At 49.9% G+C, this 13496-nt stretch carries 15 protein-coding genes; 11 read left to right on the plus strand and 4 right to left on the minus strand.

What is annotated here, in order from left to right; all coding sequences use genetic code 11:
* Positions 1–3: 3 nt before the first annotated feature.
* Positions 4–999: a 2-hydroxyacid dehydrogenase gene (locus tag BM124_RS00505; RefSeq protein WP_093334690.1), complete on the plus strand. Its 996-nt coding sequence runs from the start codon at positions 4–6 to the stop codon at positions 997–999.
* Between the two features lie 205 nt (positions 1000–1204).
* On the opposite strand, the gene BM124_RS00510 is transcribed toward BM124_RS00505, so the two are convergent.
* The 3 genes from BM124_RS00510 to BM124_RS00520 form a co-directional block, all read right to left on the minus strand.
* A complete protein-coding gene (locus BM124_RS00510) occupies positions 1205–2293 on the minus strand; it encodes a branched-chain amino acid aminotransferase (RefSeq protein ID WP_093334691.1) in 1089 nt (362 codons plus the stop codon).
* 106 nt (positions 2294–2399) lie between these two features.
* Positions 2400–2603, minus strand: a complete 204-nt coding sequence (locus BM124_RS00515) for a hypothetical protein (RefSeq protein ID WP_093334692.1) — start codon at positions 2601–2603, stop codon at positions 2400–2402.
* Between the two features lie 124 nt (positions 2604–2727).
* On the minus strand, positions 2728–3846 hold the full coding sequence (locus BM124_RS00520; protein WP_093334693.1) for an IscS subfamily cysteine desulfurase: 1119 nt from the start codon (positions 3844–3846) through the stop codon (positions 2728–2730).
* A 150-nt stretch (positions 3847–3996) separates the two neighbouring features.
* Here BM124_RS00520 and nadC point away from each other — a divergent pair, with 150 nt between their 5' ends.
* Positions 3997–4851, plus strand: coding sequence for a carboxylating nicotinate-nucleotide diphosphorylase (gene nadC / locus BM124_RS00525; protein ID WP_093334694.1), 855 nt, complete (start codon positions 3997–3999; stop codon positions 4849–4851).
* The gene (gene nadA, locus BM124_RS00530) at positions 4848–5945 is read left to right on the plus strand and encodes a quinolinate synthase NadA (RefSeq protein WP_093334695.1); all 1098 of its coding nucleotides are present in this window, start codon (positions 4848–4850) and stop codon (positions 5943–5945) included. Before nadC ends, nadA begins: the two co-directional genes overlap by 4 nt.
* Before the next feature lie 271 nt (positions 5946–6216).
* Here the strand turns inward: nadA and BM124_RS00535 are convergent, their stop codons facing one another.
* On the minus strand, positions 6217–6606 hold the full coding sequence (locus tag BM124_RS00535) for a hypothetical protein (RefSeq protein WP_093334696.1): 390 nt from the start codon (positions 6604–6606) through the stop codon (positions 6217–6219).
* A 190-nt stretch (positions 6607–6796) separates the two neighbouring features.
* On the opposite strand from BM124_RS00535, the gene BM124_RS00540 reads away from it, so the two are divergent.
* From BM124_RS00540 to BM124_RS00575, 8 genes are all read left to right on the plus strand, one after another.
* Positions 6797–7249 carry a LytTR family DNA-binding domain-containing protein gene (locus BM124_RS00540; RefSeq protein ID WP_093334697.1) on the plus strand — a complete coding sequence of 151 codons (453 nt, stop codon included), beginning with the start codon at positions 6797–6799 and terminating at the stop codon, positions 7247–7249.
* A 2-nt stretch (positions 7250–7251) separates the two neighbouring features.
* Positions 7252–7668, plus strand: a complete 417-nt coding sequence (locus BM124_RS00545) for a DUF3021 domain-containing protein (protein WP_093334698.1) — start codon at positions 7252–7254, stop codon at positions 7666–7668.
* Positions 7669–7750: 82 nt separating this feature from the next.
* Positions 7751–8143, plus strand: coding sequence for an ArsR/SmtB family transcription factor (locus BM124_RS00550; RefSeq protein ID WP_093334699.1), 393 nt, complete (start codon positions 7751–7753; stop codon positions 8141–8143).
* A 5-nt stretch (positions 8144–8148) separates the two neighbouring features.
* Positions 8149–9039, plus strand: coding sequence for a cation diffusion facilitator family transporter (locus tag BM124_RS00555; protein ID WP_093334700.1), 891 nt, complete (start codon positions 8149–8151; stop codon positions 9037–9039).
* Between the two features lie 448 nt (positions 9040–9487).
* The gene (locus tag BM124_RS00560) at positions 9488–9895 is read left to right on the plus strand and encodes a thioredoxin domain-containing protein (RefSeq protein ID WP_093334701.1); all 408 of its coding nucleotides are present in this window, start codon (positions 9488–9490) and stop codon (positions 9893–9895) included.
* A gap of 1 nt (position 9896) precedes the next feature.
* A complete protein-coding gene (locus BM124_RS00565; protein WP_093334702.1) occupies positions 9897–10091 on the plus strand; it encodes a hypothetical protein in 195 nt (64 codons plus the stop codon).
* 172 nt (positions 10092–10263) lie between these two features.
* On the plus strand, positions 10264–12129 hold the full coding sequence (gene ctaD, locus BM124_RS00570) for a cytochrome c oxidase subunit I (protein WP_093334703.1): 1866 nt from the start codon (positions 10264–10266) through the stop codon (positions 12127–12129).
* A 104-nt stretch (positions 12130–12233) separates the two neighbouring features.
* Entirely contained in the window at positions 12234–12986 is a 753-nt protein-coding gene (locus BM124_RS00575; RefSeq protein WP_093334704.1) for an alpha/beta hydrolase, read from the plus strand.
* Positions 12987–13496: the final 510 nt, after the last annotated feature.

The raw sequence follows: 13496 nt of genomic DNA on the forward strand, positions 1-13496 counted from the left end.
AAGATGATGAAGAAAGTAATCACCTACGGCCGTGTCAGAGAAAAAGCGCAGAAGAAACTACGGGAACATTATGACCTGCACGTGTTTTCAGGACAGGAAGATGTGTCGGATGCTTCTTTTGCTGACGCTCTTGCGGAGGCTGAAGCGTTGATAGGGCTGCGGATACCGGCTGATGACCGCCTGCTTGCGCGCACCCCGCATCTGAAAGTGGTGAGCAACGTCTCGGTCGGTTATGATAATCTTGATCTGGAAGCTCTCACCCGGCACGGGGTGGCAGCCACCAATACCCCGGACGTGCTGAATGATACCACGGCCGACGCCATTTTCGGCCTCATGCTTGCGACCGCGCGGCGGATTCCGGAACTGGACCGGTTTGTGAAAGCAGGAGAGTGGGAGCGGGAGGGAGACCTCCCGGAGGAAAAGTTCGGTACAGATGTGCACCACCGCAAGCTCGGTATCATCGGCATGGGACGGATCGGCGAAGCCATTGCCAAGCGCGCGCATTTCGGTTTTGATATGGAGATTTTGTACCATAACCGGTCGCCGAAGCCGGAGGTGGAAGAGACGTACGATGCATCGTACTGCAGCCTGGAGGAGCTGCTTGCCGAGGCGGATATCGTCTGCCTGATGACGCCGTTAACGCCGGAGACAAGAGGCTTTATCGGACGGGAGCAGTTTCAGCAGATGAAACAGGGCGCCATTTTCATCAACGGATCCCGCGGAGCCACGGTGGACGAAGGGGCGCTGATTCAGGCACTCGAGACCGGAGAGATCCTTGCAGCCGGTCTGGATGTGTATCAGCAGGAGCCGGTGCCTGCGGATCACCCGCTCCTGCAGCTGACCAACGTGGTGACGACGCCGCACATTGGCTCCTCCACCGGCGAAACGGAAGATAACATGTCGCTTCTGGCCGCCGAAAACGTGGAAGCCGCCCTTGAGGGAAAGCGTCCGCCGAACCTGCTGAACCCTGAAGTATGGGAGAGCGGGGAGAAAGGTTAATACGATCCAAATGAGGGCATTTACAAGCCGCATGAGGTCATTTACATGCCAAAGGCAGCCGAGTACAGTCGGAGTAAACCCGGTTACAAGCCGAATCCGGTCATTTACCGGCCAAGCACTGCCTTCACCACGTTCACGACAGACAAAAAAGACCCGGACGATTCTTCCATGAATCGCCCGGGCCTTTTAACAGCGCACCGTTTTCTTACGTTTCCTGTTCCTGAAGCGGCACGGTCCAGCCGAGAATGTCGTCTGTCGCGCCGGTCTGAATGCCCGTAATCGTATCATACAGATCATAGGATACAGGGCCGGTCTGATTGTCATTGATAACAAGCTCTTCGTCTTTCCACTTCAGCCTGCCAACCGGCGAAATCACGGCGGCGGTGCCGGTTCCAAACACTTCTTCCAGAACACCGTCCGTGTGCGCCTGTTTCACCTCATCAATGGAAATCCGGCGTTCATGCACGTTCCAGCCCCAGTACCGGAGAAGTTCGATCACGGAGTCGCGGGTGATGCCGTCGAGAATACTTCCGTTCAGAGCGGGAGTAATAATTTCCCCGTTGATTTTGAAAAAGATGTTCATGCTGCCGACTTCTTCGATGTATTTTTTCTCGATCGCATCGAGCCAGAGTACCTGGTCATAACCGAGGTCTTCCGCCTTTTGCTGCACTTTGAGGCTGGCTGCATAGTTGCCGGCTGTTTTCGTGAAGCCGACGAGGCCTTTGACGGAGCGGACGTACTCATCTTCTACGTAAATGCTGACCGGGCTCATTTGATCGGACTGTGCGTAGTAGGAGCCCACCGGCGACAGAATAATCATCAGTTTATACTGGGAGGCAGGTTTCACGCTCAGTGCCGGTTCGGTGGCGATGATGAACGGACGGATATACAACGACTGCCTTTCCTCGACCGGTATCCAGTCCCTGTCGATATGTAGGAGTTGTTTCAAGGCATCCACGAGAAAGTCCGGATCCACCTCAGGGATGTTCATCCGGTCACTGGATATATTCATACGGTTGAAATTCTTTTCCGGCCGGAACAGCTGGATGCCGCCTTTTTGGGAAGTGTACGCTTTCAGTCCTTCAAATACGGACTGGCCGTAATGGAACATGAGGGAGGACGGGTCCATCAGAAGTGGTTCATACGGGGTGATGCGTGCATCGAACCAGCCGTCTTCTTCATTGTAATCCATCACAAACATGTGGTCTGTAAAATATTTGCCGAAACTTAAATGATTGTAGTCGGGTTTTGCTTTTCCGGTTGTAACCTGCTTTATGGTTATATCGTGTTCCATGAGCCATCCCTCTCTTCTAAGAAATTACGTCACCCTTTTAGTGTACTCTAATTTTTGCTGTTTTTCAGCAGGTGAAATGGTCGAATTTACACATCGCGGGACAGCGTTACGAAGAGGGGAAGGGGAGCGTCTGAAGTCCGAAAAGGAGCGATACAATGAATACCAGAACCGTAACGATGGTCCAGCCTGCCGCATACCGGAGGTCATTTCTGATACGTTCCTTCATGAAAGCAAACAGTACAACGCCGGTGACACTAGTGATAACGAGGACAACTATCATCATCTGTATGCTATACCAAACGATGCTCACTGCCTGTTTCCCCCTTTGTAATTTTTAACGCAGCATGTAAAGGAATGCGTCCTCTATCCGTTGTTATTCTTTACCCGCTGACACTTCCTGCTTAATCTATGTTTCGCCGGCAGCGTGGTTACCATCACTTTCCGGCGAGTTGGTTCAAGACAGAAGCGGTTTCCCGCAGTTCCGCATAAGTGGTGTCCCGGCCGAAACTGATACGGAACAGACCGTGTGCTTCATCGGCGGTATATCCCATAGCAAGCAGGCTGTCCGGCGGCGCGGACGAGCTGGTTTTGCAGGCACTTCCCGGTGAAATGGTGATACCGCGCCGGCTGCATTCGAGCATGATCCACTGCCCTTCCCGGTCGACGGCCCGCAGTGCAAGGTGATGAGGAAGCCTTTGGTACCGGTCGCCGAAAAGTCGGTAAGCTCCAGGATGGAGTTGCGCAAGCAGCCACTGTTGCATGGAACGCCACCGGTCTTGTAGTTCATCCATAGCGTTGGCAGCTTCCACCGCAGCTTCCATAAACGAGGCAATGCCTGGTATATCAAGCGTTCCCGGCTTGAAACCGTGCTGGTGCACGACACCTGGATATACAGCCTGCCAGTTTATACCCGGGGCGATATAAGCGGCACCGGTGTTTTTCGGCCCTTGAACTTTGTGAGCCGAAAGCGACAATGCATCCAGTCCGGCAGCCGTCACATCAATTGGTATCGTGGTAAAGGTCTGCACACAGTCACTATGCAAAAGAGCCTGATGGTTGTGCAGAAGCGCTCCAATATCCGCGAGAGGCTGCAGTACACCGGTTTCACTGGAAGCATGGCAGATCGTAACAAGTATCGTATCCGCGTGGAGCAGGGATGTGAGAGAATCCAGACAGATTTCGCCATTACGATGGACATCTACGACGCTAACCGTAAATCCCTCTTCTTTCAAACGCCCTAGTCCCTGACCGATGGAGGGATGTTCGAAGGGGGAGGTGACGATATGGCGTCCGTGGTCTTTTCTGCCGTATGCCAGGCTGAGCAGCGTCGTGATATTGCTGTCGGAACCGCCGCTGGTAAAGTAGATGCCTTCTTCGCTGCCGTTGATAATGGCAGCCAGCTGTTTCCGGCAGTGGCCGGCCAGGTGTGATGCTTCTTCCCCGTGTCCATGCAGACTCTGCTCATTCCCAAAAAAACGCTCTGCCGCTTGGCGGTAGCCGTCCAGCGCAGCCGCACTCATGGGGGTGGTAGCGCAATGGTCCAGATATATCATTCTTTCTCCTTCCTTTTGTTAAAAAATTCACAAAAACGGTTGTATCCAGTTTAGATTTATGTAAACATATGTGTCAAGACAAATGTAATTTTTATTGGGAGTGTCGGTTTGTATGAAAATAAGAAGCGGACGGAGCAAGGGAGGAAGGCTGTGCAGAGGTATCAGGTTAGAGAAGCATTGAAACGGTTGTTTGAAGAAGATATTGGAAGCGGTGACATCACAACCGAAGCTGTTTTTTCAGGTAGAGAAACAGTGGAAGGCATCGTGAAAGCAAAAGAAGACGGTATATTCTGCGGCGCCGTTGTGTTTGAAGAAGGCTGGAGAATGCTCGATGAATCGGCGCGTATCGCCGTACACGTGAATGAAGGAGAGCGGATAGAGGAGGGGCAGACGCTTCTGACCGTAAAGGGGCGGGTGCAGGCGTTACTCAGCGGGGAACGGGTGCTTTTGAATCTGGTGCAGCGGATGTGCGGCGTCGCTGAAGCAGTCCGCCGCACCGTAGAAGCGCTGAATGATCCGCAGATAAACGTATGTGATACGAGAAAAACGATGCCGGGACTACGGATGTTTGATAAATACGCCGTGCGCTGCGGGGGCGGAGTGAATCACCGCTGTGGTCTCTATGACGCGGTCATGATCAAAGATAACCACATTACTGCGGCGGGAAGCATTACCGGAGCGGCAGCGAAAGTGAAAGAGAAGACAGGGCATATGGTGAAAATTGAAATCGAAACCACATCGTTGGAAGAAGTGGAAGAAGCCGTGGAAGCAGGAGCCGATGTCATTATGTTTGATAACTGTTCTCCGGAAGAGGCCGCAGCGTGGGCCTCAGTCGTTCCACTCTCCATCCGGACAGAAGTTTCCGGTACTATCACCCGGGAAACCATTGGGGCATACCGGGGAACAGGAATAGACGTCATTTCTGCAGGATCGATCACCCATTCGGTTCAAGCGTTGGATCTTAGTTTTCAACTGCGCGACATGAGAAAGGAGGAGCATCGATGAGTGTATTGGAACAGTTTCAAGTACCATCACTGCCGGATCATATCCAGGCCATGACTCAGAGCGACATGGAAAAAAGGGTATGGGACATGAAGCGGGAGCTGGGCACCCGGTTGTTTATGCCCGGTCACTATTATCAAAAAGAGGAAGTGATTCAGTTTGCCGATGAAACCGGAGACTCCCTGAAGCTCGCCAAAACCGGCGCTGCCAACAAAGAAGCGGAATATATCGTGTTCTGCGGCGTGCATTTCATGGCCGAAACAGCGGACATTTTATCGGAGGATCATCAAACCGTGCTGCTTCCGGATCTGCGGGCCGGCTGTTCGATGGCGGACATGGCCGAAATCACGCAATTGGAGAAAGCCTGGGAGAACCTGCAGGGAACCTTTGCTGATACAATCACACCGCTTACGTATGTGAACAGCACCGCGGCCATTAAGGCATTCTGCGGCAGGCACGAAGGAGCCACTCTGACGTCCTCCAACGCCGGGACCATGCTGCAGTGGGCATTCCGGCGCAAAGAACGGATTTTGTTTCTGCCCGATCAGCATCTTGGGCGTAACACCGCCTATGATATGGGAATCCCTCTTGAGGAAATGGCGGTGTGGGATCCAATCAGGCAGGAGCTGGACTGTGACGGGGATCCGGAAAAGGTACGGATGATTTTGTGGAAAGGGCATTGCTCGGTTCATGAAAAATTCACGATGGATAATGTGCGGCAGGTGAGAAAGGATGATCCGGAGGCACATATCATCGTTCATCCGGAATGCATGTTTGATGTCGTTCAGGCCTCAGATGCGGCGGGATCGACGAATAAGATTATCGATATGATCCAGAAGGCGCCGGCCGGAAGCACATGGGTCGTTGGAACGGAAATGAATCTCGTCAATCGGCTCATGCAGGAAGAAACAGATAAAAAAGTGCGGTCGCTGAATCCGAATATGTGTCCCTGCTTAACAATGAACCGCATCGATCTGCCGCATCTGCTTTGGTCTCTGGAAAGCATTCTCAGTGCCGAACCGCATTACAGAATTGAAGTCGACGAACAGACGACACGCGAAGCCACCACCGCCCTTCAGCGTATGCTTCAGCAATAACATTAAGGAAGAATCCGGGGCAAAGCGAAAAAATTCAAAAAGACGGAGTCCGGGAGAATCATCCTGCTCCGTCTTTTTGATTGAGATACTCTGCCGCGTAGACAGCCTCGTTTGTTATGTGGACTGGTAGTCATGCAACGTTGGCTGGTAACGAATGATTCGGCTGGTATTGCCTTTCATTTGGCGGGTAAACGGAAACGTTTGGCTGGTAAATGTTTTTTTGACGACGTGCTGTGCGGGTTCCGGCAGCCTGCTCACCAGCTGGATCCCGCTACTGCACGGATTCGAAACTGAACCCGTTGACGTCGGAAATTTTTCCTCTCCACAGGCTGCCGTGGATCGGTACTTTCCCCTGCGAATCCACAAGTTTTGCTTTACGAAGATGGAGATAGCCGCTTTCGTACTCGTCCTGATCAGTTTCGCGCTGGAACTTATCCGCCATTTTCTCGAAAAAAATTGTCATTTTACTTTCCAGCTCGCTGTTGCCGCGGTGCAGGGTGCGTTCGAGTTCTTCCAGATAGGCAATATTGCCGATCAAGACCCCGGTTATCGTCGCGCCGCCGACATTCAGGGTGATATCCATTTCCGCGCCGCGGTCCGCCAGACGCACGAGATACCGAAGGACGTAATCACTGTGTTTGTCTTCCTGTACTTCTTTCATTTTATTCCAGCTCCTTTATTGTTATGGTATATACTATTACTCTTTACCCGCAGACACCTCCTTATTAATCCATTTTTCAACGCGGAATACAGACACGTTGGCGCGTTTTTTATACCACTTGGCGGTATCTGCTGTACGGAAGCTCTTTACGTTCTATATACTGAAACCAGCAGAGGAAGGAGGGACTGCGGTGAAAATTCAAGTGGAGATTGATGAAACACTGGAAACGAAAGAAGTATGGATACGATCCAATGTATGGGACAAAGAAGTGCAGCAGCTGCTTGACCGGCTGCAGGAAGAGAAAAGAGTGTACTTTGCGGGGATGGACAAAGAAACACGCCACATCTTCCGGCCGGATGATATTATATATCTTTATACTATGGATAAAACGGTTATGGCAAAAACGAAAGAAGGAACCTTCCAGATGAAAGAGCGTTTGTATGAACTTGAACAACAGCTTCCGGATAGTCAGTTTGTACGGCTTTCCAAATCCGCCATTGCCAATCTGGATGAATTAAAACAATTCGAAGCGTCATTCCACGGGTCTCTCTGCGTTTATTTCCGGTCAGGAGAGAAAGAATATGTCTCAAGAAAATACGTGAACGGAATTAAGGAAAAAATCCGCTGGAAAGGAAAGGGATAAAAATGAAAACCATCGTGTACCAAAGTTTTCTTGGTATCTGTTTCGGGGCCCTCGTCAGTATTCTTATCCATTATGGCGTCATTTTATTTGGAGGAGTGGAAAATATTGAAAGCGGAAGGTTTGTCCTGGATTCACTCGGGAGCATGTTCTGCGGCTGGTTTTTCAGTACAGGGGGACTGATTTTTGCCAAAGAAAACTGGAGTCTTACGAAACGCACCATCGTTCATTTTATAACGGTGACGATGCTCTATTTCGTCCTTTCCTTTTTGATCGGCTGGATTCCTTTTACCATTTGGGGCTTTTTGATTGGAATGGGGTTATTTCTGATCATTTACACTGTCATCTGGTTCTGCTTTTTCGTTTATTTTTATTATGAAATGAGAAAGTTAAACGAAGCGCTCGCCGATAGAAATTCGTGATACTGCAGTACACACATTCAAATTCACGCTTGAATGTAGTATAATGGATGAATAAACAGTTGAGAAAAAAGAGGTGAACGGTATGAAGAGGGAAGAAGTATGCGAAGTCACCTGTGTGGACGAAGAAAAAGTAGCGAGGCTGCAGGCTTCCATTGATGACGGGCAGATGGATCGGATGGCTGCCATGTTCAAAGGACTGGCCGATAAAAACAGAATGACAGTACTTCAGGCGTTGGCTGCCGAAGGAGAAATATGTGTCTGTGATGCCTCCCATCTTCTCGGTGCTTCCACGGCGACTACGTCCCATCATCTGCGGTATCTTCGGAAACTGGGTCTGGTGAAATACCGAAAAGAGGGGAAACTGGTTTATTATTCGCTCGAAGACAGTCACGTAGAAGACATGATCAAGCTGGCTCAGACCCATCAGCAGGAAATGCAGGACCGGGAAGCCGAGCGGTCTGTTGTTGAGGCCTGAGACATATGGGACACGATCATCATCATCACGATCACAGCCATTCCAATATCAAAACCGCTTTCTTTCTGAATTTCGGTTTTACGATCATCGAATTAATCGGCGGTATTCTGACGAACAGCATGGCGATTATTTCGGATGCGATTCATGACCTCGGCGATTCGCTGTCTCTTGGCACAGCGTGGTTTCTTCAGAACAAATCCGAGCAGAAAAGCAATCAGACGTTCACGTTCGGATACCGTCGTTTTTCCCTGCTCGGAGCGCTTATCAACAGCCTCGTGCTCGTTGCCGGATCCTTATTTATATTATCCGAAGCCGTGCCGCGTCTGTTGAACCCGGAATCCGCCCACGCTGGTGGAATGCTCCTGCTCTCCCTTCTCGGTATAGCCGTGAACGGCGCGGCGGTGCTGCGGATGAAATCCGGACAGTCGATGAATGAAAAAGTGGTGTCCTGGCACCTGCTGGAAGATGTCATGGGGTGGGCGGCCGTCTTCGTTGTCAGTGTCGTTATGATGTTCTGGGATGCAGCCATTCTGGATCCACTTCTGTCTGTTCTTATTACGCTGTACATTCTCGTGAATGTATTAAAGAACCTGAAAAAAACGCTGTTTCTCTTCCTGGACGCCGTCCCGGAAGAGATGGACGCCGGGCAGATCGAAAAGAGTATCCGGCGTATTCCTGATGTGGAAGATACGCACCATACGCATATCTGGTCACTCGACGGCGAGCAGCACGTGCTCTCCACGCATGTCGTATTGAACGAAGATGTCACGAAGGCAGATATGATGCGGGTGAAAGCTTCCATCAAAGAGGCACTGGAGACTTATTCCCTGGAGCATATTACCATTGAAACGGAATGCACGTCGGACGACTGCAGCTTAACAACGGCACATCACTAATAAAAAGGCTGTCACACTGGTGGCAGCCTTTTTTGGGTGGCAGGGGGATATAAGTTATTGTATTGTATAACAGGGCAGTTTTTGCAGACTTCTTCAATACCGGTGCATGTCGCACATACTTCGAGATTACCTTTCTTGAGAAAGATGGAGAACTCGACCTTCACGCTGCGCTGTACCACCCTGCAGTAAGAAGTTGTCCGACGGTCAATATATTCCATAAGAATCTTTCTCCTTTACCGAATGGACGTAGGATTATTTTTAAGTATTGATACCCGAGTCTTTTGAACCATAAACACGAAATTTTGATATCGCAGCATATTTGATAAGAAATATTCATTTTTCGAGTACTTTCTACGTAACATGTTTTATTGCTCTTCTAAAAAGGTATCTGAAAACAGCATTTCATAAGTGGATTGTTAAAGGTATTGGAGAAAGGGAGTACGCGAATATGCCGGGTCATACCCAGCGGCTTTTGGCAGCAGTGATCTGTTTGATGCTGCCTCTGACTGCCTGCGCCGCTCAAAGCCAGCCCGCTGCGATACAGGAGCTTCATGCAGAAACGTCTGTGCTGTTGTTTTCCGATGACAACAATCTACAGGCGGAGCGGCCTTTTTACAGAGCATTACTTACTAAAAGTAATAACTGCAGTGCCGATAAGATGGATATAAAGGTTATTTCATCCAAGGACGAAGACATGGCCCAGTATTTTGGCGTCAGCAGCTATCCGTCTTTATATGTAATGAAGGGAGCGGAGCAGAGCGGCAAATATGAAGGGGCGATGAATAAAACGGACATCGAAACTTTTTTAAATGGTCATGTGGTATGTGAACAAATGAAAGAACAAAAAGGGGTATAGCATGCATAACGAAAAATATTTGATTGTAGCCGTCGATCAGCAGGGTAATGAAGTAGGTCTTGAATCTTACGCAGGACATATAGAAAACGACGAAGTCACATTTGAATGCAAGAGCCAGGCCAGATCCTTTTACAATAAAATCAAAGAAGAACTGTTCCCACACTCTGTTAAATTGTTGACAATTAAAGAATCCTAACGGCACTTATAAAAAGGAAATGAAAGAGACCGGAATCCGAACGGGGAAGCAGCATGCTCAAGCGCTTAATGCTGCTTCCCCGTTCGGATTTTTTATTTGGAAGTTTCTCCCGGCGTTCCAGTATAGAAGCTCTGAGGGTTGGAAACAATGAACCCGGGAGGTTGAATAGAATATGGAAACCGCTTATCAGAAGAAAAATGTTGTCTGGGACTGGCTGACGACGGTAGATCATAAAAAAATAGCGATTCTATACTTAATCGGCGGCACGCTGTTTTTTTTGAAAGCAGGTGTGATGGCTGTCCTGATGAGGATACAGCTCATGTATCCGGAACAGTCTTTTCTGTCCGGGCAGACATATAATGAACTTTTAACGATGCACGGAACGATTATGCTTTTTCTTGCGGTGACCCCGCTTATTTTTGCTTTTATGAACTATATTGTTCCTTTGCAGATAGGGGCGCGTGATGTTGCGTTCCCGTTTGTGAACGCGCTCGGATTCTGGATTTTCTTTTTCGGTGGGCTGCTTCTCAGTCTGAGCTGGTTTCTTGGAGGGGCGCCGGATGCGGGATGGTTCGCTTACACCCCGCTGTCCACAAGGGAATACGGTTCGTCCGGGATGGATTTTTACGTGCTCGGTCTCCAGGTCAGCGGCCTTGGAACGTTGATTTCCGGGATCAACTTCATCGTGACAATTATCAATATGAGGGCGCCGGGAATGACGATGATGCGGCTGCCGCTGTTCTGCTGGACAACGCTTATTGTTTCCATTCTCATCGTATTTGCCTTTACCCCTCTCGCGGCGGGACTTGCGATGCTCATGCTGGACCGGCTGTTCGGGGCGCAGTTTTTTCAGGTGGATGCCGGAGGAAACGTGATTTTGTGGCAGCACATTTTCTGGGTGTTCGGCCATCCGGAGGTTTATATTCTCGTCCTGCCGGCGTTTGGCATCATATCCGAAGTGGTGCCGGCTTTTTCGCGGAAGCGGTTGTTCGGGTATACAACGATGGTGTTTGCGGTACTTTTAATTGCTTTTCTAGGCTTTATGGTGTGGGTGCACCATATGTTCACCGTGGGATTGGGGCCGATTGCGAATTCCGTATTTGCCCTTTCGTCAATGGCCATCGCTGTTCCAACTGGTATTAAAATATTCAACTGGCTGTTTACGATGTGGGGAGGAAAAATCACGTTCACTACAGCCATGCTCTGTGCTTCTTCGTTTGTTCCGACGTTCGTACTCGGCGGTATAACTGGTGTCATGGTAGCCATGGCGCCGGTGGATCATTTGTATCATGATACGTATTTTGTGGTGGCGCATTTTCATTATATTTTCATCGGCGGCATTATTCTCGGGCTGCTGGCCGGTTTGTTTTACTGGTATCCAAAAATGTTTGGGCATATGCTTAATGAAACGCTTGGGAAGCTGATGTTCTGGCTGATGTATATCGGCTTTCACGTGACGTTTTTCGTGCAGCATATTCTCGGTATTATCGGTATGCCGCGGCGCTACTTCACTTATATGGACGGAGAAGGGATGAATACGTACAATTTTATCTCAACAATGGGAACGTTTTTGATGACGGCTGCCATCATCGTGCTGATCATCAATATCGTTTACTCTGCTTTGAAGGGAGAACGGGTGCAAAGCGGTGATCCGTGGGGCGCGCGCACACTGGAATGGTCTGTTCCTTCCCCGGTGCCGGAATACAATTTCGCTCAGGTGCCGCAGGTCCGCGCGCTGGATCCCTGGTTTTATGAAAAAGTGCACGGAGACGGCCGGATGAAGGCGGCGGCACCGCTGGATTCCATTCATATGCCGAACGCGTCGTTTCTCCCGTTCATTATAGCTTTCGGCCTGTTCTGGTGGGGACTTGGGATGACAATGCTGACGATGGAACAGCCCTGGCTGCCGCCGTATATTGTCATAGGCGCGGGTGTTGTTCTTACCTTCGGTGCGATGATCGTCCGGTCTGTGAAAGAAGACCACGGCCATCATATACCGAAACAGACGGTGGAAGCCATCCAGCAGCAGAGCCGCTGATATAAAGAAATTGTGAAAAATAAAACGTTTCACATGACAAAATTCTGATTTTACGCTATTCTGTGGGAAAATAGTTTTATACCATGAACGGGAGGGTGAGAAAGATGGCGGAACGTTATCCGGTGATGGAAGGAGCGGAGCCTTTCTATTTTGAAGGGAACGATACTGGTGTACTGGTGATTCACGGATTCACAGGAAGCACCCATAGTATGCGTCCTTTGGGTGAAAGTTTTCATGAGGCCGGATTCACGGTGTTCGGGCCGCGGCTCGCTGGGCACGGCACACATCCGGAAGATCTGGAACAGACCTCCTGGCAGGAATGGTGCGACAACGTGGAAGAAGGGTTTCGGTTTTTAAAAGAGACCTGTACGGATATATATGTCGTCGGGCTTTCCATGGGAGGCACACTGACGCTGTATCTGGCGGAGCGTATCCCGGAAATGAAAGGCATTATTGTCATCAACGCTGCCATTGAGATTCCGGATGCCGATCCCGGGCAGCTGCCGGATCAACGATTTGTACATACGGCCCCTCCCGATATAAAGAAAGAAACCGATGTGAGAGCCGTGTACGGTCAGACTCCTGTGAAAGCGTATGGAGAGCTGTTTGGCTTGATGCTTGAAACCCGCAGCAACCTGATGGACATCACGGTGCCGGCAAGAATCTTTGTGTCGGATGTCGATCACGTTGTACCACCTGCGAACAGTGAAGATATTTACCACACGATTTCCTCGGAAAACAAACGCATCATTCCGATGCACGATAGTTACCACACCGCCGTACTTGATAACGACAAAGAAATGATAGCAATCGAAAGCATAGCCTTTATCAACGGACTAACCTCCACGTCCGGATAAGGTATTCATAAAAAGAGTTTGGGACAAAAGAAAAATGTATAAAACAAAACACAAACGTCTTTTGTTTCTGTTTAGAACCCGCATAGCATCGGAGCCAAAATGCTTCGACTCCTGCTCAGAACAGCACGAGTCACGGGGACCCCCCGCAGGATGCGGGTCAGGTCGGCGCCCGCCAGGATGTGCCGGTTTTAGCCGATCTTCCTCCTTTCGAGCCGTACCCGCGGCAAAGAAGACACGGTGAGCCCCGCGAACCGATGTCGCCCTTGTACTTCGGAGTGCAAAGAAGACACGATGAGCCCCGGCGAATCGATGCCGTCCTTGTGCTCTGGAGTAAAAGCGAAGCATTTTGGCGCAACGGTTTGTCTCAGCAACGAAAAATGGAGCTGTATCAAAAGGTGCAGCTCCTTTTCTGTAATATAGAATATTCGCCCAAGGCAGAAGCGGAAGGCGGCGACGCCAGCGGGAAGAGCAGCAGCCGAAGATCCCATCAAACGGCGGTTTACCGTTTGA

Source organism: Salibacterium halotolerans (genome assembly GCF_900115625.1).
GTDB lineage: Bacteria > Bacillota > Bacilli > Bacillales > Marinococcaceae > Salibacterium > Salibacterium halotolerans.